This window comes from Halorientalis brevis (genome assembly GCF_023077655.1).
In genome coordinates this window covers 288588-311421 of the sequence record NZ_JALLGV010000003.1, presented here as the reverse complement: position 1 = coordinate 311421, position 22834 = coordinate 288588, and the positions used below count along the sequence as shown (strand labels likewise).

Genomic DNA, 22834 nt, shown 5'->3' with positions numbered 1-22834 from the left:
CTTTTTCATCGTCGGGTCGCCAGCGGCGACCACTCCTCGAAAAACGTGGGCGAAAAACGGACCGCTCGCCATGCTCGCGGTCCGTGAACCGCCTCCCTCCGGTCGGCAGACGCTAGTCGTCCCCGTTGACCTCGCCCACGAGCGTCCCGAACTCCGCGACCCGTTCCGCGTGGGCGTTGTGCTGGTGGATCGACTCGTCGTTGGACTGTTTCATCGTCACGATGGCGTCCTCGGGGAGATCCGGGAACGCGTCGACGACGCCCTCGGCCATCGAGCGGACGCAGTCCTCGACGAACTTCGCGTCCTTGTGGGACTCGTAGGTCATGTGGTCCTCGTCCGGGCGCTTGGCCAGGTTGTAGATGCGCGCGCTCATCGAATCGCGGGCGACCTCGATGATGTCGTTCAGGTCCGCCTCGGGCGCGCCCTCGCTCTCGATGGTCAGCGTGGCGTGGCCCCGCTGGGAGTGGCCTGGCTGCGGTACCTCTTCTAAGAACTGGTCGATGACTTCGTCCTCGACGTTCAGGCCGCGGAGCGTCTCCCGTGCGCGGGACGTGCTCATTCCCTGCGAGCAGGGACAGACGGTCATCCCGGTGACGCGGGCGCCGATCTCCTCGTGGGTGCCATCCTCGGTGGCGGTCGCCGAGGCGATGATGTCCGCGGTCGACTGGGTCGGGCGGTCGCTCTCGGGCGTCCGCTCGCGGGTGACGTACTCCGCCTCCATGCGGACCTCGGCCTTGGTCGTGTAGTCGTGCTTGTCGAGCAGCCGTTCGGCGGCCTCACCGCAGACGTCTTCGACGCGGTAGGCTTCCTCTGCGACGGCGGCTTCGAGCGTCTCGTCGATGACCTCCATGTTCCGGGACATGTCTGCGCCCTTCCGCCAGGACGGCAGGTCGACGAACACCGAAAAGTCCGCCATGAGAACGATCGGACGGTCGTCTTGGCGACCGAGTTTGACGAGTTTCTCGACCCCCGTGACGCCGACACGGTTCAAGCCCACGCGTACTTCCGGACTGGATGCCTGGACGTCCGGCAGTTGCTGACTCATTGGAGTCTTCTTAGGCTTGAACTACCGTTAGTGCTTTCGAAAAGAAATTTGCTCTGCGTGAAGCCAGTCCCGGCTCCCACGGCTCGCACGCTCAGGAGCGGTCGACGTCTCCGGTGGGCTGACCGGTCGAAGCGGGATCCGCGACGGCCGCTTCCGATTCAGGAGGGTTCTCCGCCGCTGGGAGGTGGAGCGTGACGACACTGCCCCGGGGCTCGTTCTCGTCGATCGCGATGGTGCCCCCGGATTCGGTGACGATCCAGTTGATGATCCAGAGGCCGAGGCCGCTGACGTGATCGAGTTGGGTCTCCCGTCCGCGCAGGAGGACCTCGCGTTCGTCCTCGTGGATGCCGGGGCCGTTGTCGGTGATCTCGATCGCCACGTCACCGGCGTCGGTCAGCCAGACCGAGACCGACACCTCGACCAGCGGGTCCGGATTGTCGTTGTGTTCGATCGCGTTCTCGAGGGCGTTGGAGATGGCCGAATCGACGAGTTCGATGGCCGAGGCGTGCGCCGAATCGGGCAGGGCCGTGTCGATAGAGAGGTCGGGGCGTTCTGCCTCGATTTCGGCGACGACCTCGCGGACGGCTGCCGCCACGTCGATCGGTCGCGACTCGACGTTTTCCCCGTCGAGCGCCTGCTCGATCTGGCGGACCTTGGCGCTCAGATCGACCATGCCCGAGACGTGGTGCTGGATGGCCTGGACCCACTCGGCGTCGGGGTGGTTCTGCATGCCGAGTTCGGCGTACCCCAGGATGACGTTCGCCTCGTTGCGCAGGTCGTGACGCAGCGCCCGGTTGAGCACGTCCAACCGTTGTTCGCGCTGTCGGCGGTCGGTCACGTCCTGGAGGCTCACGAGCCTCCCGCGCAGCAGCCCACCGCCACGGCGCAACTCCGTCACCCGCACGTCGTAGTGGCGAAGCGTCCCGTTCTGCCGAAGCGCGACCTCGGTCCCGGTGTCGTCCTCAGAGAGCGTCTCGTCGCTCACGTCGGTCAGCGCGTCCGCGAGCCCCGGAACGACCTCGTCGATGGGTTCACCGACGATGGCAGCGGCCGGCTCACCCGCGATGTGCCTGGCGGGTTCGTTGAAATCCGAGATGCAGCCGCGGTCGTCGAGGATGAACACCGCCTCGACGAGGTTGTCCAGGAGTTCGTCACGGGCGATCTCACGTGCGACGGGCATCAGTTCGAGGAGTTTGTGTCTGTAGATGGCGATCAGAAACGCCACCGCCGTCACCGAGAACGCGACCGGCGTCGGGTCGATTGGGACGGAGAGGAGGCCGGACACGTACAGCGCGTTGCTGAGCCAGGGTGCCATCACCCCGACGAGGACGGCGGCGGACTGGCTCCGAAACACGGTCTCCGAGACCACGTAGGTTCGGACGAGCAGATACGTCCCCACCAGCGTCAAGAGGTACGAATAGGCGCTGTGGAACCAGAACCAGGGACCGTACTGAACGGCGAGCGTCGAAACGGAGCCGGTGTGCTCGACGACCCGGCGCGTCCACATCAGCTGGTGCGAGGGATTCGTCCAGACCACGAGCTGTGTGAGCACCGGGACCACGAGCAGCGGGAGCGGTCCGTACCGAGTCAGCCACACGTCGCGGTTGGCGTACTCGACGGCGAAAAAGAGGAACGCGACCGGGACGAGAGAGACGCCGACGAACGCGAGATTAGCGAACGCCCGGAGTCCACCGGGGTCGGTTCGAGCGACGCCGAGTGCGGCGGTCGCCGCCCAGACGGCCGTCGCAGCGGAGAGAACAGCCAGTGGCGTGGCGCCCGCCGCCTCGCGGTGGCGGAACGAGACGACGGCAGCGGCTAACAACAGGACTGTTACACCGGCGAACAGCACCGTATACGGCGTCTGTTCCCATGCCATGAGAGCCAGCGACGGCTATGACGGAGAGTCGAGGGAGTCGAAATCGGGTTCCGGCATCCGGAAGAGCGCGCCGAACTCGCCCTCCTCTAAGTCCATCACAGCGTCGTCGAGTTCCGCTTCGAGTTCGTTGATTCGATCGGTCAATTCCTGGTACTCCTCGTTGGTTTCGAGCGCCGACTGGCTCTTCGAGGTCTGGAGCGCAGCCCGCTTCGAGACCAGCGAGAAGTACTTCTGGAACGTGTCGTCGTACGACGAATAGGTGAGCAGTCTGTCCACCGTCTCGTAGAGATCGTCCCGCGAGACCGGCTTGACGACGTAATCGTCGAAGCCCATGTCGAGAATGTCGAAGTCCGGATCGACTGCCGTCACCATCGCCACGCGGCAGTCGTATCCCTCCTCGCGGATGTGTTCTAAGACCTCGTCACCGGACATGCCCGGCATCCGGCGGTCCAGGAGGACGGCGTCGATCTCCTCGTCCAGCTTCTCGACCGCTTCCGACCCATCATAGGCTGTCCGGACGTCGTATTCGTCCTGGAGATGAGCCGCATAGACGTCCGTGACTGCAGATTCGTCGTCGACGATGAGGATTGTTGTTTCGCCCAAACCTATCCACTCACGTTATCAGGTCGCAAAGAACAGGCAAAAAGTTTCCGCCCGTTCCTCAGAAATGAAAATCAGGATGCACGAACGCAGTGGCTGCCCGTGTGGGCGGAATCGGACGAATGCGGAGCGGTGGCAACCGTTCTGAACACGCAGTCAGTCGGTCCGCCGGACGGTTGCGGCCGAACTGTCGACGTGGCTACTCGTCGGACGGCCCAGCGGCGACCGTCCGGCCGTCGTGGAGTTCGCGGAACACGGCCGCGAAGTCCTCGTCGTCGAACTGCTCGACCCTAGCGTCGAGTTGCTCGCGTACCTCCTCCCGTCGGGCCGTCAGGTCCGCGAACTCCTCGCTGTTTTCGAGCGCCGCGTCGCTCTTGTTCGCCAGCAACGTCGCGTACTTGGTGCTGAGGACGTAGTACTCCCGGAGTTTCGCCTCGTATTCGGCGCACGTCAGCAGTCGCTCGAGCGTCTCGAACAGGTCGTCGCGAGAGACGGGCTTGATGACGTAGTCGTCGAACGGCATCTCGATGATGTCGAAGTCCGGGTCGACCGCCGTCACCATCGCCACGCGACAGTCGAGACCGCGCTCACGAATCTCGTCGAGGACGTCGTCGCCCGACACGCCGGGCATCCGACGGTCGAGCAGCACCACGTCCACGTCCGGCCCCAGTTCGTCCAGTGCCTCCTCCCCGCTGTATGCCGTTTCGACGCGGTACTCGGACGACAACTGCGCCGCGTAGGCGTCGGCCACGTCGGGTTCGTCGTCCACCACCAGAACGGTGGGGAGGTCACCGGAACTCATCAGGGTAGCACCTTAGACGCAACAGAATGATAAGCGTTCCGGATGTTTCGATAGACCAAGACGTTTTGCAGCTGCCACCACGAGGCAAAGTCCGCGCTTCAGCGACGCTCACCGCCAATTCCACCCCGTCGTGAGTGAGAGAGTTACAGTAATCATCAAACCGAGAGATCGACTGACGAGAAACGCTGGTTCGCTCGCACGTGGGGCGAAAAATCACTCGCCAACGATCTCGTCGTACCGCGCGCCCGTCTGTTTCAGCGTCTCGGTCGAGTACAGTCGCTCGTGCTCGCAGGGCAGGTACTCGTCGGCGAGTTCGTCGATCTTCTCGTCGACGGCCGCCGATTCGCGGCCGTGAATCATCGTGAAGAGGTTGTACGGCCAGTCTTGCTCGGGGCGGCGCGGGCGGTGATAGCACAGGGTGACGTAGGGCAGCGAGCCCGCAGTCGACCCCCACTCGTCCAGTTTCTCGTCGGGCACGTCCCACACCACCATGCAGTTGCTGTCGAAGCCGGTCGCGACGTGGTTGACCACGCAGCCGATGCGCTTGATACACCCATCGGCGAGCAGTCCCTCGATGGCCGCTAACACGTCAGCCACGTCGGCGCCCACCGCGTCGGCGACGTCCCGATAGGGCGTCGCCGACAGCGGGAAGCCGTCCTGGATTTCGAGCAGGAGCCGCCGATCCAGCGCGGAGAGGTCCGCCGCGGCGTCCTCGCTGATTCGAGTGGCCGAGGCGTCCGTTTCTGCGAAGGATTCCCGGGCGAAGCGGTCAGTGTTCACGACGGGGAACTCCAGATCGATGTAGTAGTCGGTGAGCATCGGGAGGACGAGGACGTCGAGGCCGGTTCGGTCCTCGATCTCGGCGATGATGCGGTCGCGCGTCTCCCGCGACCCGGCAGTCACGACGAACCACATGTTCCACTCGTGATCCCGTCGGTAGTTGTGGTTGACCTGTCGGTAGCCGTTGACGACCTCGGCGACCTCGTCGAAGCGGTCGTCGGGCGCTGCGACGGCTGCCAGCGTCGACGACCCGATGACGGGCGGGTTGAGCACGGCGCCGAACCGACGGAACACGCCCTCGTCGCGGAGCCGTTCGACTCGCTGGAGGGCGTCGGTTTCCGTGATACCCAGATCGTCGGCGACGACGCGGAACGGCCGTTCGGCGATTGGGAAGTCGCTCTGGTAGCCGTCGATCAGGGCCGCGTCCGCGTCGTCGATCTCGTCGCGCCAGTCGCCCGACTGGAGGCTCATTAGCCGGCCTATGGAGTCGTGGCGTGTAATCCTGTCGTTTCACCGCAACTGGTCAGCAACGAACGGGGACAACCTATTCGTGGGAGCGCCGGCCAGTAGGGAGCGATGGTCAGGTACTTCGATGATATCGAGGTCGGAGAAACCTACGAGCACGGCAGCCAGGACGTCACGAAAGACGAGATCGTCGAGTTCGCCGAACAGTACGACCCGCAGCCGTTCCACGTCGACGAGGACGCCGCAGAAGAGACGGCGTTCGGCGGCCTCGCAGCCAGCGGCTGGCATACCGCTTCGATGTGCATGCGCCTGCTCGTCGAAGTGATGGACGAGGCCGACTGGGCGTCCCAGGGGGCACGCGGCGTCGACGCCCTGCGCTGGATTCGGCCAGTCCGCCCCGGCGACACGCTCTCGGTCGAGGTCGAAGTCGTCGACAAACGAACCGACGAAGACAATCCTGCGGTCGGCCACGTCGACAGCAAGCTCACGGGGTACAACCAGGACGGCGAGGCGGTCATCTCCTGGATCGGGTTGGGCATGGTCGAGCGACGTCACGACGACCAGTGAGCGGCCACACCCCGGCTCGCCAGTCGAAGTGCCGTCACGTCGAGAGCGTATCTCATCGGGTTGGTAAGTGAGCCTCCTTTTCACGACGGATGCGGGCTGATAGCGGGGTAGCAGCCCGATATACAGGCGAATCTACACGTTTTTGCTCGTGCCGACCGACCAGTCGAAAATGGGTGTCCAACCGGACCCCTCCGAGGTGTTCCAGCGGGCGGTCGATGAAGGGCAACGGCGGCTGGACCAGTCGCCACTCGAACTCTTCGCGACCAGTTTCATCGCCGGCTTTACCATCGTCTTCGGGATCGCCGCGCTCGGCATCGTTGAGGCGGCGTTCGCGTCGCAGTTCGAGGACATTGCCAGCGTCGCCGGGGCGCTCATTTTCGGCACTGGCATCGTGTTCCTGGTGGTCGGTCGCGCGGAGCTGTTCACGGAGAACTTCTTCGACCCGGTCGCGGCGGCGGCCGAGAACTCCCAGTCGTGGCTCGTCTCGAAGCTCGTCCGCCTGTGGGTCGTTACCTTCGTCCTCAACCTCGTCGGCGGCGCACTGATGGTGTGGGTCCTGTCGGTCGACGGTGCACTCCCGTCAGGAACGGCTCACGCGTTACGCGGGTTCGCCGAGGATACCGTCGTCCGAGACCCGGTCGCTGGCTTCGCGAAAGGCATCACTGGCGGCGGTCTCGTCACGCTACTCTCCTTTCTCTTGTCGGCGGTCAATAGCGTCAGGAGTCAGATCACGGTCTCCTACATGGTCGGAGTTCTGTTGGCGCTGGGGCCGTTCGACCACGTCATCGTCACCGTGTTGCACCTGTTGTTCGGCGTCTTTTTCGGTGCCGACATCGGCCTCGGAACGCTGGCCGAAATCACAGCCGTCGTCACTGCCGGGAACATCGTCGGCGGACTCGGACTGGTGACACTGTCTCACATCGCGCAGGTGCAGGGGGCGCGCGAGGACGGCGGGTGAGACCCGACGTCGCAGCGTCGCGGTCGTCGTTCGGCGTCGTGGGAGAAGCGGCGCGTTCCGCAGGCTATTTCGCTCTGGCGGCCCGAGCGCCGAGTATGGCAGAAGCGACCCAGGAGTTCGGCGAGTGGCCGCTCAAACGGCTGATGACCGAAGTCGTCGGTTCGGGGCCCAAATCCGCAGCGGACATGGACCACGCGCAGGCCCGGGAGGCCTTCGAGCGCATCCTGGCCGACGAACCCGACCCCACGACGTTCGGCGCGTTCATGCTGGCCAACCGCTGGAAGCGCAACAATCCCGAGGAGCTGTCCGCGTTCACCGACGTCATGCGCGAGCAGTCCGTCGTGACGGCCGAACCCGACGCCGACCCCGTCGATTGCGGGGCGAACTACGACGGCAAAGCCGACACCGCCATCCTCGGTGTGGCCGCGGGCGCCGTCGCTGCGGCCGCCGGCACCCCGATCGTCATCCACTCCGGGGACCGCATCCCCTCCCAGAAGTCCGACTCGTACAAGCACGTGCTCGACGAACTCGGCGTCCGGACCGACCTCGAACCCGAAGAGAGCGCCGACATGGTCGACGAGGTCGGCGTGGGCTACTACTACCAGCCCAACTTCAACCCCGGCGTCGACGACATCTGGGAGCGACGGGACCAGATGGGCGTCCGGACGTTCGTCAACACCGTCGAGACGCTGGCCAACCCCGCCAACGCCGACGTCCACCTCGGCAGTTTCTACCACCTGCCCTTCGCCCTCAAGATGACCAACACCCTCCGGGAAGCCGAGACCCAGGACGTCAGCCGCGTCCTGATGTTCCAGGGCCTGGAAGGCTACGACGACGTCCGCCCCGGCTCGACCGTCGTCGCCGAGTGGAGCGAGGGCGACGAGGAGGTCGCCGACTTCGAGATCGAGACGCCCGAGTACGGGATGGACTTCGAGAGCGAGGACCTCGAAGTCGACGACGTCGCCGCCGACTCCGCGACGATCACCGAGGAAGTGCTGGCCGGCGACCGCGACGACCAGTTCGCCGACGCCGTCGCCGTCAACGCCGCGCTGCGCATGTACGCCCGCGAAGACGTCGACACCCTCGACGACGGACTCGACGTCGCGCGCGAGACCATCGAGAGCGGCGACGCCGAAGCGGTGCTGGACGACCTGCAGTCCTTCTAACTCACGCGGGCGTTTCTGCGGTTTCTCCCGTCAGTTCTTCGGAGCCACGACCCAGGAACACCAGCCCGACGCCCGTCGTCAGCAGGTTGACGCCGAGGATGAGGCCGAGTCCCCAGGCGGCAGTCGACGGCAGGCCGGCCCACAGGAGTGCGGCGAGCAACAGCGAGAGCAAGCCGCTGAAGACGTTCCACTCCCAGTTTGGCTCGTTTCGGACGGTGAAACTCAGCCCGATGAGGACGAGCCCTTCGACGGCGAGGAACGCGACGAGCAGCACGGTCAGCGACGCCAGCGTGAGAACCGGGTTCGCCATCAGCAGGATGCCGGCCCCCGTGTAGAGGAGCCCCAGGAGCACCTGTGCGATCGAGCCGCTCCAGCCGGCCGCCGAGAAGGCGTGCGCGTAGTGGAAGACGCCGCCGACGATCAGCGTCGCCCCGAACAGAAGCGCCAGCGAGATGCCGGTCACGAACGGGAACGCGATCGCCAGCACCCCCAGCAGCGCGAGCAGGACGCCGGCCGCCTGGAGCGTCCGCCGCTTGTCGGCGACCACCGTCGCCAGCGTCGCGTCGGTCGGTGTTTCCGTGCTCATACGCGCGCACAGGAACCGGAGACGGGTAAGGATATTCACGATAAATGGTTATATTCGAGTGGAGTTACGCGCCGCTGGCATGCCGGTCGGTTTCGGGTCACTCGGGAACGACTGTGACGATCACCGAACCGTGAGCGCGCCGTAGATGGCGAGCAGGACGGCGAGGAAGGCGACGAGGGCCGCGCCGTCAGCGCCGAGCGACTCGCGGAGGGCGACCCAGAGACCGAGGAACGCCGCGAAGACGGCGAGTGCGACGCCGAGCCCCCAGAGCGCGGCGCGGCCCGGACTGTCCCGCCGCGAGCGTTTGCTGTAACTGTACGGTGGGAGCGCGCCCATCGCGAGCGTCGTGAGGAAGACGGCGTAGAGGTTGCCGTCGAAACGCAGGTAGATGACGAGAACGGCAGGCAGCGCAGCGAGGAGTCCGGTAACCAGGACCGCGTTCGTCGCGGCCATTCCGCTGGTGCCCTCCGCCGTCGCCCGGTCAGTGCTCATGGCGGCACCTCGCAGCCCGGGACAAAAAACGGGCCGCTCCGTGCCGAACGGTGGCACGACAGCACCAGTCGACAGCACATTTATCGGGACAGACCGCATGCGTGGGGGCATGACCGGTGACCTCTCGACCGGGGTCGAACTCCTCGACAGCGCCATGGGTGGCGGCGTGCCACCGGGCAGTCTCGTGGCACTGACCGCGCCGCCGCGCGCACAGAGCGAACCGCTGTTGTACGCGATGGCGGCCGAGAACCCGACGCGATACCTTTCGACGCTTCGCACGAGCGACGAGGTGACCGACGCCATCACCGCCACGCTGCCCTCGACGGCCGGCGTCAGCATCGACGTCCGCGCGGTCAGCGGTGACGACATCCTCGCCAGCCCGGAGCAGTATCTCGGCGGCCTTGACTCGCACTCGCTGGTGATCATCGACCCGACGACCGAACTGGAGCAGGGTGACCGCGAACGCTACCGCTCGTTTCTGGACACCTGCAAGCGCGCGCTCCGGATGACCGACAGCGTCGGCCTGCTCCACTGCCACGAGAACACGCCCTCGGTCCTCCGCCGGGACATGACGCTGGCCCGCGCCGACCAGGTGTGGGACGTCTGTGCCGAGGTCATCGACGAGAACCTCCGGACCCGGATGGCCATCACCAAGGTCCGCGGTGGCTCGCCGTTCGGACTGGTCGATCTGAACTTCTCGGACGGCGGCGTGACCGCCGACGCGCGGCGCTAATCGGACGACCAAATGGCCCCAGACACCAGACTTTTCCCCTGACCCGACGGAGGGGACTCCATGAGCAACCCGACTGTCACGCTGTCGACGAACCACGGAGACATCGAAATCGAACTGTTCGCAGAGCGCGCGCCGACGACCGTCGAGAACTTCCTCAACCTCGCCGAACACGACCCCGCGGCGAACGACGAACCCGGCGTCGAGACGACGACGTGGGAAGACCCCGAGACGGGCGAGGTCCGCGGCGACTCACTGTACGAGGGGATCACCTTCCACCGCATCATCGAGGACTTCATGATCCAGGGCGGGGATCCCACGGGGACGGGTCGAGGCGGCCCCGGCTACCAGTTCGACGACGAGTTCCACGACGAGCTCCGCCACGACGGCCCCGGCAAACTGTCGATGGCCAACTCCGGCCCCGACACGAACGGCTCACAGTTTTTCATCACACTCGGCGCACAGCCACACCTCGACGACAAACACGCCGTCTTCGGCGAAGTCGTCGACGGGATGGACGTCGTCGAAGAGATCGGCGCCGTCGAGACCGACGGCAGAGACAAGCCGCTCGACGACGTCGTCATCGAATCCGTCGATATCGACCGCTGAGGAACGCGACCAACACCGAACCACGGTGACGAACGCCTCGTCACCGAGTCGTCGTTCACGTGACGACGAGAGTTTCGCTCGCTGAAACTGTCATAGCTGCTTTATTACACGGCTCGCGGAACATCCGACCAGCATGGTCCCGCCTGCAGAGCAGCCCTCCACACCCGAGAGCTGGTACCGTCCACGAACACGCTCGCGACTGCCGCCAAGCCGAGCGGTCCGACGCGCACCGATCGGCAGGCGGCGGTCCCGGCGACCGAGCGCGCCGCGACCGGTTAGCGCCGGAGGTCACCGATGACGCTCCGTACGGAATCCCTCGGGAAACAGTACGGCGAGGGGACGTGGGGGGTCCGCGACGTGACTCTCGAATTAGAAGAGGGGATTCACGGCCTCCTCGGGCCGAACGGGTCGGGGAAATCGACGCTGATGGGGATTCTCTCGACGATCCTGAAGCCGACGACGGGCACAGCCACCTGGAACGGAACGGACATCGTCGAGTCACCCGGCACCGTGCGATCGGTACTCGGCTATCTCCCGCAGGACTTCGGCGTGTACCCGGACCTGACGGTGACGGAGTTTCTAGAGTACATGGCTGCCTTGCGGGGACTCGACAGCGAGACGGCGAGCGCACGGATCGACGAGTTGCTCGAACTGACGAATCTCACCGGCGTCCGAACCCGGAAGCTCGAGACGTTCTCCGGCGGGATGCGCCAGCGCGTCGGGATCGCGCAAGCGCTGCTCAACGACCCCGAGCTGCTCGTCGTCGACGAGCCGACAGTGGGACTCGATCCCGAGGAGCGGGTCCGCCTGCGCAGCGCGCTCGCCAACACCGCGACCGACCGGGTGGTCGTCCTCTCGACGCACATCGTCCCGGACGTGGAGGCGACAGCGAACGAAATCGCCATCCTCGACGACGGCCGGTTGCTCACACACGCGACGGTCGACGAACTGATCGACCGGGTCGCCGAGACCGTCTACGAGTGCGTGGTGCCGCGGTCGGAACTGTCCACGCTCGCCGACCAGTATCAGGTGTGCAGCACTGTCCAGCGGTCCGACGGCGTCAAAGCCCGGGTGCTCGGCGAGTCCCCGCCCACGGAGACCGCAGCGCAGGTCCCGGCGACGCTCGAGGACGCGTACCTCGAAACGGTCGAACGACCACACTGACATGCGCCGGATCTATCACGTCGCGCGAGCGGACTTCCTGCAACGGGTGCGATCCCGGCGGCTGCTAGTCGTGCTCGCTGTCGTGGCGTACCTCGGGTACCTCGTCAACGTCGGCGCGATCGAGCTCGCCTACCAGATCGAGATGGGAGACGCGCTGACGAACGTCCACGGCGCGAACACGGCGTCGTTCGTCGGCCTCAAAGCCGGCATGACCGCCGCTGCGGTGTTGCTGTTCGGCGGGTTCTACCTCATGAAGGGCACACTCGAGCGCGACCGGCAGACCAACGTCGACCAACTCGTCGGAACGACCCCGGTCACCGACCGGGAGTTCCTGGCCGGGAAGTGGCTGAGCAATATCGGGTACGGCGTCCTCGTCCTCGCGACGCTGGGCTTCGCAACAGTCGTCAATCACGCGGTCCACGGCGTCGGACCGACCAAGCCGCTCGCACTCCTGGGACCGATCGTCGCGTTCGGGCTCCCGCTCTGTGCCCTCGTCGGCGCAGTGTCACTGCTGTTCGAGTCCGTCGAGCGACTCCGGGGAACCGGCGGGAACGTCGGTTACCTGCTGCTCGCGACGGTCGCACTGGCGAGTCTCGCCTCCGCAGAGGGGACGCCGCCGAGCGAGTTGCCGCTCTGGATCAAGGCGAGCGATCTCCTCGGTCACGTCGCTGTCTACACGTTAACTGCGGACCCGCTAACCGCAGCGGTGCCCGCAGCCGACGGCGTGCTCCCGTCGTTCGGCCTGCTCGAGGGCGACCAGACGTTCACCTACGATGGGCAGTCGTGGCCGATCTGGATATACGTTCAGCGTGCCGGCCTGGTGCTGCCAGCGCTGGTCGTCGTCCTCGTCGCGGCGGTTCCGTTCCGGCGGGTCCGATCAGTGACGTCCTCGGAGCAAACCGGGCGCTTGTCGCGACTCACCGCACTGCTACCTGCAGTCTGGTCCGGTCGCGAGAACAGCGACCCCGACGAGACCGCGGCCGACTCACAACCCGTCGATTCGGTATCACTCACGCCCGTCGAAGACCGGAGCACGGGGGGGTTCTGGCGCCTCGTGGCTGCGGAGGTGCGGCTGGCTGTCCGGGGCCGGCGGTGGTGGTGGTACGCTGGTGTAGCCGCGCTCGTCCTCGTCCCGATCGGGACTCTCCTGCGCGGCGGGCTGGCGAGTTCTCACGCCACGGTCACGCGACAGGTTCTGGTGCCGCTCGCGTTCGTCTGGCCGATATTCGTCTGGTCGGAGATGGGCGTGCGGACGACGCGACACCGACTGACGGCGCTGGTGCTTTCGTCGAAGTACCCTGTCGAACAACTCGTTGCAGAGTGGATCGCTGGGATCGCCGTGGCCGTCAGCGTCAGTAGCGGTCTGGGAGCGCTGTTCGTCGTCAGTGGGCAGCCAGCACTCCTCGTCGGACTCGCGAGTGGTGCGGTGTTCGCCCCGTCACTGGCGCTCGCAGCGGGGACCTGGAGTCAGTCGTCATGGCTGTTCGAGCTGTCTTACCTGATGCTGTGGTACGTCGGACCGCTCAACGGTGCAACACCGGTCGATTTCCTCGGTTCGACCGCCGCCAGCATCGAGACCGGCGTCCCACTCGCCTTCCTCGGTGTGGGGATCGCGCTGTTCGGTGCAGCACTGCTCCATCGGAAACTCGAGCTGCGGTGAGCGGGCGACTCTCTGCGTCAGTCGCACCGAGCAGCCGACAGTTCCCGCTCGCTGACGGGAGCCCACGACTAAGGCCCTCAGGCTCGTTTTGTCGAGACATGCACTGGCGCGACAGCCCTGTCGACGTGCCCCGTGTCTGGTCCGACGACTGGCGTGTCGGTCGCGGCCGCCACACCGGTGTTGATCCGACGTGAGCCCCGTGACCGACGGCGGCTTCGACCGGAAACGGGTCGGGCTGTGGGCCATCTTTCTGGTGCTGGTGGTCGGATCGCTGTTCGTCGCCTGGCAGTACGTCGGCACGCTCATCCTCGGGTTGTTCGCCTACTACGTCGCGCGTCCGGTGTTCGAGCGACTGGAGCAGCGCATCCCCACACGAACGCTCGCAGTGGCGGTGACGCTGCTGGTCGTGGCCCTGCCGGTTCTGTTGCTGTTGGGGTGGACGGTCACGACCGCGGTCCAGCAGTTCTCTGCGCTGCTCGGGTCCGACATGGCAGACCAGTTCGGTACGTTACTGGAGCCGTACGTCGGTACGTCGCCGTCGCTCGCGGACCTCGAGACGAACGCCAGAGCCGTCCTCGAAGACCCATCGCAACTCGACCGGCTGAACCAGTCGGCCACGACAGTGCTGGGGACCCTCATCGACTCGATCGTCTCGGTGCTGAACGCGCTCATTCACCTGTTCATCACACTCATCGTCGCGTTCTACCTGCTCCGGGACGACTACCGCATCGCAGCGTGGGCACGCGAAACCTTCGTGACGGCCGACGGCGTCGTCGACTCGTACCTGATGGCGGTCGACAGCGACCTCCAGAGCGTGTTCTTCGGGAACATCCTCAACGCGCTGCTCACCGCCGTGCTGGGCGTCGTCACGTACAGCGGGCTCAACCTCGTCGCGCCCGCCGCCGTTCGGATCCCGGACCCGGTGTTGATCGGTCTAGTCGCTGGCGTCGCCAGCCTCGTGCCGGTCATCGGCATCAAACTCGTCTGGGTTCCCATCGGTGCGTATCTACTCGGGAACGCGCTGCTGGTCGACCCGACCGCGGTGTGGTTCGTGGCGCTGTTCGCCGGGGTGTCGATCATCATCGTGGATACGATTCCCGATCAGTTGCTCCGCCCGTACGTGAGCGGGCGAACGCTCCACGTCGGTGCCGTCATGCTCGCCTACACGATCGGCCCGCTTCTATTCGGGTGGTACGGCATCTTCCTCGGCCCCTTCCTGCTCGTCGTGGCCGTCGAGTTCGCCCGCCACGTGTTCCCCTGGCTGGTCGATCCGGAGTACACCCCAGCGAGGGCCAGAACGGAGCCGATCTTCGCGTCCCAGACGGCATCCGAGACGGCACCGGAACCACCGGGAGAGCAGGCAGAGCTGACTGCGACGGTCCCTGCCGAGGAGTCCGACGAGCCGACGCAGTCGGGCGGGCAACCGCCGGCGAGCGGAGGGGAGTCATCCGATTCCGTCGCCGAAGACGGGTCGGTCGCCTCGGACGACGGGCAGGGAGACTCGGCGCAGTAGAGAGCCCCGACGACAGATCGGGACCACAGTTCGCAACTACAGCACACACAGGCTGAAACTATCCTTTTGCCACTGCTGGTGAATATTTCTCGGTGTCCGTTGCAGCGCGGTTTCACGTTCTCGACCGAGTCGTCCCGGGCTGTCCGCCCGAATCGTGGTCCCCACAACAGTAGCCATGAACTCCGATAACTCAGACGATACCATCGACGCAGACTCACAAGACGAGCCGACAGATACCCGATCAGAACGCGTGACGTCCGCGGGAGAACCGGGCGTGCAGTCGCTGGCAGCGAACCGGACGCTCGTGATGGCGGTCGGCGTGCTCATCGCTTTGCTGGGCATCGTCGCCATCCTCGCGCCGTTCGTCTCGGGCCTCGCACTCACGCTCGTGTTCGGTGGCCTCCTCGTCGCCGGCGCGATCTTCCACACCGCCTCGGCCTTCGCGGCACGAGGGTGGAGCGGCTTCGCCTTCGGCGTCCTCCTCGCCGTCCTCTACGGGATCGCTGGGGTCGCCTTGTTGGCGAATCCGACGCTGGGCCTGGTGACGTTGACGCTCCTGCTCGGCATCTACTTCCTCGTCGAAGGGCTCGTCCAGTTGTTGATGGGGTTGCGCATCCGAGCGAACTCGAACTGGGGATGGATGCTGTTTTCCGGCATCGTCTCACTCCTCCTGTCCTCGCTCATCCTGCTCGAATTCCCCAGCAGCGCGGCGTGGGCGGTCGGCCTGCTGTTCGGGGTGAACCTCCTGACGACGGGCGTCGCGATGGCCTCCCTGGCGATGGCGGCGACGCCCGAGGCAGCCCCGACGGCGACCGGTCCGGTCGGAGAGACCAGGACCTGAGGCTGAAACGACAGACGAAAGGTCGGCGGGTCCAAACTGCGGGTATGGCCGACGAGGACGGGCCGATCGACCCGAGCGAGATCGGTGAGCAGGACGCACCGCCGGTCGAAGACAAGCCCTACAAGATCGTGTTCGAGGCGAACAAGTGCTTCGGCGCGGGGAAGTGCGCCGAGGTCTCGGACAACTGGGATCTCGACATCTCGACCGGCGTCGCCAAGCCCAAGACGTACTTTTTCGACGAATCGGAACTCGACCACAACGTCCGCGCCGCCGAGGTCTGCCCGGCGAAGAAAGACGACGGCGTCATCCACGTGGTCGACCGCCGGACCAACGAGGAGATCGCGCCGGACCCCCACGGCGACGGCACGCTCAGCGTCGACTGGTAGTTATCCGTCGAGCGTCCCGTCGCGGTAGGTTTCCGCTTCGTCTCGCAGATAGACGCCCGCTTGCGGATGTTGATCCGCGTCTTCGACGACCTCGCCAGCGTCTCGTGCGTCTGCCAGCGCCGCGCGCGCCGTCTCGCGATCGACCCGTCCGACCACGGCGACGATGTCCAGCAGTTTCTGCTGAGGAATCCCCGGCCCGACCTCGGCAGTCCCGCGGTCGAGGACGAACTCCGGTGCGTCCCGTTCGAGAAAGGCGATGTACTCGGCCACGTCGGTCGAACCGCCGAGCGCCGCGTGCCACTCGGCCGGATACAGACTGAGTCGGCCGTCGCCGAGTTCGTAGAGACGGTCCCGGTCCGTCCACGTTTCCGCGTCGGTGAGCCGATCAGCGACGCCCTTGTCGAACGCCTGGAGGTCGAAGTCGACGTCACGGCGCTCCGCGAGCGCCTCGGCGTAGGTCGTCAGCCGGTCGCGCTCGATGCCGGGCTCGTCGTCGTGTGCGCGTTCGGCCAGCGAAACCAGGTCTTCCACCAGTAGCGTCTCGCCCCGGTGTGCGGCCTCCTCGAGCACGTCGTCGGAGAGTTCGGCCATGGACGCGATTCGGGTGCGACGCGAATAAGTCACAGGAGTTGCGTGCCGAATTTTAAATCCAATAGCGAGGAATTTACCGCCAGCTAATGAACAGAGGGCGACAGCATCAGCAGCGAGGGAGGGAAACGGAAGCGGCAGTCACGAGCGAACTGATCGAGCGGGGCATCTCAGTCCTGACGCCAGCGTTCGGCAACGAGCGGTACGATATGGTCATCGATCGAGACGGGGATCTAGAACGTGTCCAGGTGAAAACGGCGTACAGGCACACACAAAAAGAGCAGACCGTCGTCGTGGAGTTCGATACGACGGTGTATCAGAGTAGCGGGACACCACAGAGAACGTACTATACGGCCGACGAAATCGAGTCCTATTTGATCCACTGCCCGAATCGAGAGACGACGTTGTACGTTCGGTTCGATGAAACGCCGAAGACCCAGATGAACTTCAGTTTCAGAGAGAAGACAGCGTACAACGATCACAACCAAAAAGCAGTAAACTTCGCGGTGGATTACACACTAGACGCGAGACTGTGAGGGGGTAGCCAAGTGGTCAACGGCGCGGGTCTTAAGAACCCGTCTCGAAGGAGTTCCGGGGTTCGAACCCCCGTCCCCTCATCCACTTTTGCCGATCGCTCACGTCGGCGTGGAGTCGGGCACAGCACCGCACGGCAACGCAACGGCCGTCTCCACGTGGTTCGAATCGCATCCTGTTGCGACCAACCTGTGAGCAGCAGGTGCATCGATGGATTCGAACGAGGGGAGTCGCAGCGGCCGACCGGAGTGAGTCCGATCGTCTCCACGTAGTTCGAGTTCACCCCAGCACGTTCCTGAAGGTGAATCCGGAGTAGCAAGCGAACTCGAACAGTAACATCGCCCGAGAGAGCCCGTTCCGGCCGGTGGTTCTCGCTCGAAGAAAACGGCGTATACGCGACTGCACTGAGCAGCTCACTCGGATCGTCGTTACTGGAAGTGTCGCTTACTCTGAGTAGTCCCGTCGCCAGCAACTGACGGCGTCGCAAGAGAGACCGCGGTATTCTGGGGAAAGAGAGGGTCTAGAATGGCAAGTAAGGGCTACAGTCCGGCAGACGTGAGATAACAAAGGGAACGTTCGTGGATGGCAGGATTCGTAGTCCAGTCCCCAGGACGGGTCACGTGGGGCGTGGGCTACACGTAATCCATGCCAAGCAACAACGACCCTCAATCAGCAACCGACGAGACAGATCCGCTGGCAGGCGACGCGACACGACGCGACTTTCTCAAAGGGAGCGGTACCGTGGCAGGATCGGGGATGCTCTTCTCCGGATCCGACGTACAGCCCTTCGAGGAAGCGCTCGCGGGCTGTGACGAGACGGTCCCCGACGAGCCGACCAACGGCGGGAAGGTCTGTCACTTCGAGGTCCACGCCATCGACGTCGACATCGTGTACAACCGCTACGGGTTGCACCAACCCGTCGGCGTGATGTACGCGTTGAAAGACGACCTCGACCGGATCCGCGAGGTTTCGGGCAAACGGCCCTGCGGCAACAACGTCGTCTTCGAGGACGAGGATGCAGCTTTCTTTTGCGACGACGTCCCGGACGACGAACTGGCCGGGCCGGACTCGCGGCTCATTCAGCCGCTCACGCTCCGGGCGAACAAGGGTGACATCATCGAGATCGAGTTCCACAACGACCTCGACCGCCACGCGTCGATGCATCAGACGTCGCTGCCCTACGACGTCGAAGACTCGGACGGGATGGAGGTGGGTTTCAATCCGAACACGACCGTGCCGCCTGGCGAGTCCATCACGTATCGGTGGCACGCCAGGCACTTCGGCGGCCACTTCTTCCTCGACGGAGCGAACCAGGCGTTCGACAGCGCCGAGGAAGACCCGCAGGAGGTGAACCTCCTCTCTCGTGGCCTGTTCGGCTCAGTCGTCGTCCACCCGAAGGGGACGACCTGGACCGACCCGTATACGGGCGAGGAGGTCCAGGGACGCGTCCAGGCCGACGTACACGTGCCCGACGAGATCAGCGAGGAAGCCCAGACCGCCGGGTTCGTCCCAGGGGTCAGTTTCCGGCAGTTCATCGTCCACTACCACACGCCCGAAGGGATACAAACGGCGGATGGCGGCGAGCTCACGTATCCAAACGACGACACGCCACAGACTGTCCACGCCATCAACTACCGGGCGGACCCAACCGGGAACCGGATCCCGACGCTGGACCTCGACGATCCCGACATCGAAGAGCTCAGCGAGAACTTCTACAGTTCCTGGCTCCACGGCGACCCCGGCGGCGGTGACAACGTCTACCCGATGTACGTCGGCGACCCGGTGATGGCGATTCCGATGGGTGCATCCGTCGAAGAGAACCACGTCCACCACCTCCACGGCCACCGCTGGAAGGAGACGCCGCCGCTGGACGAATCGGACACCATCGACTCCCAGACAGTGGGCAACGGTGCCGTCCACCACAGCCCGTACGTGACCGCAGCCGGGACGCCCAGAGCGGGCATCAACGACTTCACGTCGGTTCGCCCGGGGATGGACTTCGACGAGTCGTTCGAGGTCGGTGCCGGCGGCGCGCACAAAACGACCGGTGACGTCCTGTTCCACTGCCACCTGTTCCCCCACTACGGCGAGGGAATGTGGGGCGTCATGCGCGTCCTCGACAAGGAGCGAGAGGGACTGAAAAAACTCCCGAACAACGACCCGCCGCTCGACGCCGACTCGGCCATCCCGGGCTTCCCCGAGTTCATTCCCGGCAAGTTCGGCGACGCACCGCCGTTCCCGCCGTACGGGGCGGCCGGCCTCAACGACTTCCGGAACCCGGAACCCGACGAGGAGGAAGCGCTCACCCGACGGGGCGAGATCCTGCCTGGTGCGCCGTACACAGACCCCTGCGATCCCGAGATCGACGACGACATCTACGACGGCCCGGAGACGGAGTTCGAGGGCGAAAAGCAGGAGTACACCATCGTCGCCCTCCCGGCCGACATCGTCTACAACGACGACGGGCACCACGACCCCAACGGGATCGTCTACGTGTTAGAAGAACACGCCGACCTGGTCCGGGAGGGGAAGATGAACCCCGAACCGCTGGTGATCCGGGCGAACGTCGGCGATTGCGTCGAGATCACGTTCAAAAACGAGGTCACGGAAGAGAACATCGCTGCGATCCCGGGCGATCGGTTCCCCGAGAACCCGCCCGATCAGGACATCGGTGCGGACACCGTCCCCATCGAGGAAGGCGGGAAGTCGAACCACATCCACTTCGTCTCCTACGACCTGCTCGGGTCGGACTCGCTGGCGACGGGCTTTAACTACCGCCAGGACGCTCAGCCGGACGAGCGTAACAAGTACCGGTGGTACGCCGACGAGGAGGGGACCATCTTCTTCCACGACCACATCACCGGCATCGAAGACGTGATGCACGGCTCGTTCGCGGCGATCGTCGTCGAACCGCCGGGATCGGAGTGGCTCGACCCGTACTCGGGAGAGCCCATCCGGAGCGGGACCCAGGCGATCATCGACCCCGAAGACGGTGACGCCTACCGCGAGTTCTGCGTGGCGTATCAGGACTTCGCTCAACTGATCGACCGAGATGGTGAACTCGTCAATAACCAGCAGGAGCACAACGAGAACGCGGGCGTGATGGCGCTCAACTATCGCAATACGCCGTACTACACGCGCAACGACGAGGACCCGGCGTACGTCCACTCTTCGTTCGTCCACGGCGATCCCTCCACGCCAGTGTTCGAGGCCTACGAAGACGATCCGGTCCGGTTCCGACTCTGGCAGGGGGTCTACGAGGAACAACACAACTTCACGATCCACGGCCGGCGGTTCGACGACGTGGGCGTCGGCCCGGAGAACGCCACGACACAGGTCATCGGAACGTCCGAAGCGTTCACGTTTGACCTCCAACAGGATCAGAACTTCGTTGATGGCGACCACGACCACAAGCACGGTCAGAAACACGGACACCACGACCACAAGCACGGTCGCAAACACGGTCAGAAACACGGACACAAACACGGCCGCAAACACGGACGCAAATTCTTCGAGGAACTCGACGTGAATCCAGCGGGGCTTCCCATCAGGGACTACGTCTACGGCTCCGCAGTGGTCGACGACCTCTGGGACGGGATGTGGGGGCTGTTCCGCGAGTTCGGCGGGCGGGTCGACCATCTTCATCCACTCCCGGACTGTGAGCCGCCGGACGAGAAGATCCACCGAGAGGAACTCAAAGAGATGGGCCATCCGGCCCCGTGGAGCGACTTCGACTGGAGCGAGTACGGGCAACTCGCGCGGCTGTTGTACGGGAAAGACGACGACAGGCGATTCCCCCCAGACAAGGACGCCCGCCAGAACGACGCCATCGACGGGAACCCGCCGCCGCTGGCACCGACGCCGGGCGATCCGTGTCCCGACGACGTCTGCCTCCGTGAGTTCGACGTCACGGCGTTCAACACCGAGATCGAGTACAACGAGTTCGGCGACCACGATCCGCTGGGAATCGCCTACGCGCTCGACTGCGACGTCGAGGAGATCAAAAACGGCGACCTCCCGCTGACCCCGCTGGTCTTACGTGCGAACCAGGGAGACTGCATAGAGGTCACGCTGACCAACGACATCGACTTCGACGAGATCGACGTCGAGCACGACCATCCCGAGATGCAGGGGCCAGATCAGGAGTGGGAGCGCTCTGAACGCATCTCTATCCACGCGAAGCAACTGTTCTACGACGTGCTCGGCTCCGACGGCACGACGGCGGGGTTCAACTGGGACCAGACGATCGGTCCCGGCGAGAGCATCACCTACCGGTGGTTCGTCAACGGAATCAGTACGAGCGCGGTCTTGCACGACTACGCGGACCTCCGAAGCAACCGCCACCACGGTGCGTACGGTCGACTCATCGTCGAACAGGAGGGCGTGAAGTTCCTCGATCCGACGACGGCCGAACCCGCACCGCAGGGCCGTGCCGATTCGGCGATGCTGAAGGTGCCCCACGGCACGGACCGCCGCGACTTCGCCCTCGCCTTCGCCGACGGCCAGTACATCTTAAACGAAAACGACCCCGACGACTGTGTGGTCCCGCCCGGCCCTGACGTCGAGAATCCGGACGCCCCGTGTAACCAACTCGGTGACCCCGAAGACCACGGCTATCAGGCGATCAACTACCGGTCGGCGCCGTTCGAGCGCCGGTTCGAGGAGGACCTCGAGCCGTGGCAGGTGTACGCCTCCGACATCGACCCCCCCGGCGACCCCGACACGCCGATTCCGCGCGCCATGCTGGGCGACCCCGTCACGTTCCGCGTCCAGAAGACCGCGGACAAAGCCGACGGCCTCGTGTTCCACCTCTCGGACCACCAGTGGCTGCGACTCGACGATATCGAAGAATCCGACACGATCGGCGTCAACGACGACATCAGTGTCACCCGATCCGACAGCATCACCCCACTCGGGGGCGCCGGTGGCCTGGCCGAAAGCACCGGCGACTTCATCTACCAGGAGACGAGACAGCGCCGCAAGCTAGAAGCCGGGTACTGGGGGATCTTCCGCGTTCGGGACCGCCCCGAGGAATTCGAGACGCCGGTGCAGCCGTTGCCTGACGTCGCCGAACACGAAGGCTACTACCCCGAGGATCGGCCGGGATGGAACGTCTCCTACGGTGACGTGACCGGCAACGGTCACGACGACGTGCTCATCGGCGTTCCGGACAGCAGTCTCAACGGCCACGACGCCGGCGCAGCGTACGTCTTTTACGGCCCAGTCGACGAGCGGGAAATCCTCGACCTGCTCGACGCCGACGCGCAGCTCCTGGGCGAGTCGGCCGGGGACCGCGCCGGCAGGAAAGTCAAGATCGTCGGGAACTCGCTCCTCGTCGACGCGACCTGCCGTGACACTCCCTACGTCATCGACGGCCACGAAAAGCCCGAGGGGACCTGCCGCCTCGGTGAGATCGACACCATGGGCGACGAGCACTGACGCCGGTCGCTCTCCGCCCGTCTTCGGGAACAC

General features: G+C 65.1%; 20 protein-coding genes and 1 tRNA gene. 13 read left to right on the top strand and 8 right to left on the bottom strand.

The window, feature by feature from the left end; genetic code table 11:
- Window positions 1-112 precede the first annotated feature (112 nt).
- The 5 genes from mptA to ahbB form a co-directional block, all read right to left on the bottom strand.
- Window positions 113-1045 carry a GTP cyclohydrolase MptA gene (gene mptA / locus MU553_RS07045; protein WP_247377112.1) on the bottom strand — a complete coding sequence of 311 codons (933 nt, stop codon included), beginning with the start codon at window positions 1043-1045 and terminating at the stop codon, window positions 113-115.
- Between the two features lie 91 nt (window positions 1046-1136).
- Window positions 1137-2921 (bottom strand): histidine kinase N-terminal 7TM domain-containing protein, encoded by a 1785-nt coding sequence (locus MU553_RS07040; RefSeq protein ID WP_247377110.1) that lies wholly within the window; start codon window positions 2919-2921, stop codon window positions 1137-1139.
- Window positions 2922-2936: 15 nt separating this feature from the next.
- Window positions 2937-3524: a response regulator gene (locus tag MU553_RS07035; RefSeq protein WP_247377108.1), complete on the bottom strand. Its 588-nt coding sequence runs from the start codon at window positions 3522-3524 to the stop codon at window positions 2937-2939.
- A gap of 196 nt (window positions 3525-3720) precedes the next feature.
- Window positions 3721-4323 (bottom strand): response regulator, encoded by a 603-nt coding sequence (locus MU553_RS07030; protein WP_247377106.1) that lies wholly within the window; start codon window positions 4321-4323, stop codon window positions 3721-3723.
- 213 nt (window positions 4324-4536) lie between these two features.
- Entirely contained in the window at window positions 4537-5574 is a 1038-nt protein-coding gene (ahbB, locus tag MU553_RS07025) for a siroheme decarboxylase subunit beta (protein ID WP_247377104.1), read from the bottom strand.
- A 105-nt stretch (window positions 5575-5679) separates the two neighbouring features.
- On the opposite strand from ahbB, the gene MU553_RS07020 reads away from it, so the two are divergent.
- The 3 genes from MU553_RS07020 (at window position 5680) to MU553_RS07010 (ending at window position 8259) form a co-directional block, all read left to right on the top strand.
- Complete coding sequence (locus MU553_RS07020) at window positions 5680-6135, top strand: MaoC family dehydratase (RefSeq protein WP_247377102.1); 456 nt, start codon at window positions 5680-5682, stop codon at window positions 6133-6135.
- 169 nt (window positions 6136-6304) lie between these two features.
- Complete coding sequence (locus tag MU553_RS07015; protein ID WP_247377100.1) at window positions 6305-7093, top strand: formate/nitrite transporter family protein; 789 nt, start codon at window positions 6305-6307, stop codon at window positions 7091-7093.
- Between the two features lie 95 nt (window positions 7094-7188).
- On the top strand, window positions 7189-8259 hold the full coding sequence (locus MU553_RS07010) for an anthranilate phosphoribosyltransferase (RefSeq protein ID WP_247377098.1): 1071 nt from the start codon (window positions 7189-7191) through the stop codon (window positions 8257-8259).
- A gap of 1 nt (window position 8260) precedes the next feature.
- Here MU553_RS07010 and MU553_RS07005 read toward each other — a convergent pair whose 3' ends face one another.
- Complete coding sequence (locus MU553_RS07005; protein ID WP_247377096.1) at window positions 8261-8845, bottom strand: HdeD family acid-resistance protein; 585 nt, start codon at window positions 8843-8845, stop codon at window positions 8261-8263.
- Between the two features lie 120 nt (window positions 8846-8965).
- The gene (locus tag MU553_RS07000; RefSeq protein ID WP_247377094.1) at window positions 8966-9337 is read right to left on the bottom strand and encodes a hypothetical protein; all 372 of its coding nucleotides are present in this window, start codon (window positions 9335-9337) and stop codon (window positions 8966-8968) included.
- Window positions 9338-9446: 109 nt separating this feature from the next.
- On the opposite strand from MU553_RS07000, the gene MU553_RS06995 reads away from it, so the two are divergent.
- The 7 genes from MU553_RS06995 to MU553_RS06965 all read left to right on the top strand — a co-directional run bounded on the left by MU553_RS06995 (window position 9447) and on the right by MU553_RS06965 (window position 16240).
- The gene (locus tag MU553_RS06995) at window positions 9447-10070 is read left to right on the top strand and encodes an RAD55 family ATPase (RefSeq protein WP_247377093.1); all 624 of its coding nucleotides are present in this window, start codon (window positions 9447-9449) and stop codon (window positions 10068-10070) included.
- Between the two features lie 60 nt (window positions 10071-10130).
- On the top strand, window positions 10131-10676 hold the full coding sequence (locus MU553_RS06990) for a peptidylprolyl isomerase (RefSeq protein ID WP_247377091.1): 546 nt from the start codon (window positions 10131-10133) through the stop codon (window positions 10674-10676).
- A gap of 294 nt (window positions 10677-10970) precedes the next feature.
- Complete coding sequence (locus MU553_RS06985; RefSeq protein WP_247377090.1) at window positions 10971-11840, top strand: ABC transporter ATP-binding protein; 870 nt, start codon at window positions 10971-10973, stop codon at window positions 11838-11840.
- Window position 11841: 1 nt separating this feature from the next.
- A complete protein-coding gene (locus MU553_RS06980; RefSeq protein WP_247377088.1) occupies window positions 11842-13500 on the top strand; it encodes an ABC transporter permease in 1659 nt (552 codons plus the stop codon).
- A gap of 190 nt (window positions 13501-13690) precedes the next feature.
- A complete protein-coding gene (locus tag MU553_RS06975; protein ID WP_247377086.1) occupies window positions 13691-15013 on the top strand; it encodes an AI-2E family transporter in 1323 nt (440 codons plus the stop codon).
- A 175-nt stretch (window positions 15014-15188) separates the two neighbouring features.
- Complete coding sequence (locus tag MU553_RS06970) at window positions 15189-15854, top strand: HdeD family acid-resistance protein (RefSeq protein WP_247377084.1); 666 nt, start codon at window positions 15189-15191, stop codon at window positions 15852-15854.
- Window positions 15855-15898: 44 nt separating this feature from the next.
- On the top strand, window positions 15899-16240 hold the full coding sequence (locus tag MU553_RS06965; protein ID WP_247377083.1) for a ferredoxin: 342 nt from the start codon (window positions 15899-15901) through the stop codon (window positions 16238-16240).
- Here MU553_RS06965 and MU553_RS06960 read toward each other — a convergent pair whose 3' ends face one another.
- Window positions 16241-16831: a hypothetical protein gene (locus MU553_RS06960; protein ID WP_247377081.1), complete on the bottom strand. Its 591-nt coding sequence runs from the start codon at window positions 16829-16831 to the stop codon at window positions 16241-16243.
- 86 nt (window positions 16832-16917) lie between these two features.
- Here MU553_RS06960 and MU553_RS06955 point away from each other — a divergent pair, with 86 nt between their 5' ends.
- The 3 genes from MU553_RS06955 to MU553_RS06945 all read left to right on the top strand — a co-directional run bounded on the left by MU553_RS06955 (window position 16918) and on the right by MU553_RS06945 (window position 22801).
- Window positions 16918-17364 (top strand): group I intron-associated PD-(D/E)XK endonuclease, encoded by a 447-nt coding sequence (locus tag MU553_RS06955; RefSeq protein ID WP_247377079.1) that lies wholly within the window; start codon window positions 16918-16920, stop codon window positions 17362-17364.
- Window positions 17363-17445: transfer RNA gene (locus tag MU553_RS06950), tRNA-Leu, on the top strand. The genes MU553_RS06955 and MU553_RS06950 overlap by 2 nt, the downstream gene beginning before the upstream one ends.
- Before the next feature lie 562 nt (window positions 17446-18007).
- Window positions 18008-22801: a multicopper oxidase domain-containing protein gene (locus MU553_RS06945; RefSeq protein ID WP_247377078.1), complete on the top strand. Its 4794-nt coding sequence runs from the start codon at window positions 18008-18010 to the stop codon at window positions 22799-22801.
- The last annotated feature ends 33 nt before the right edge of the window (window positions 22802-22834 follow it).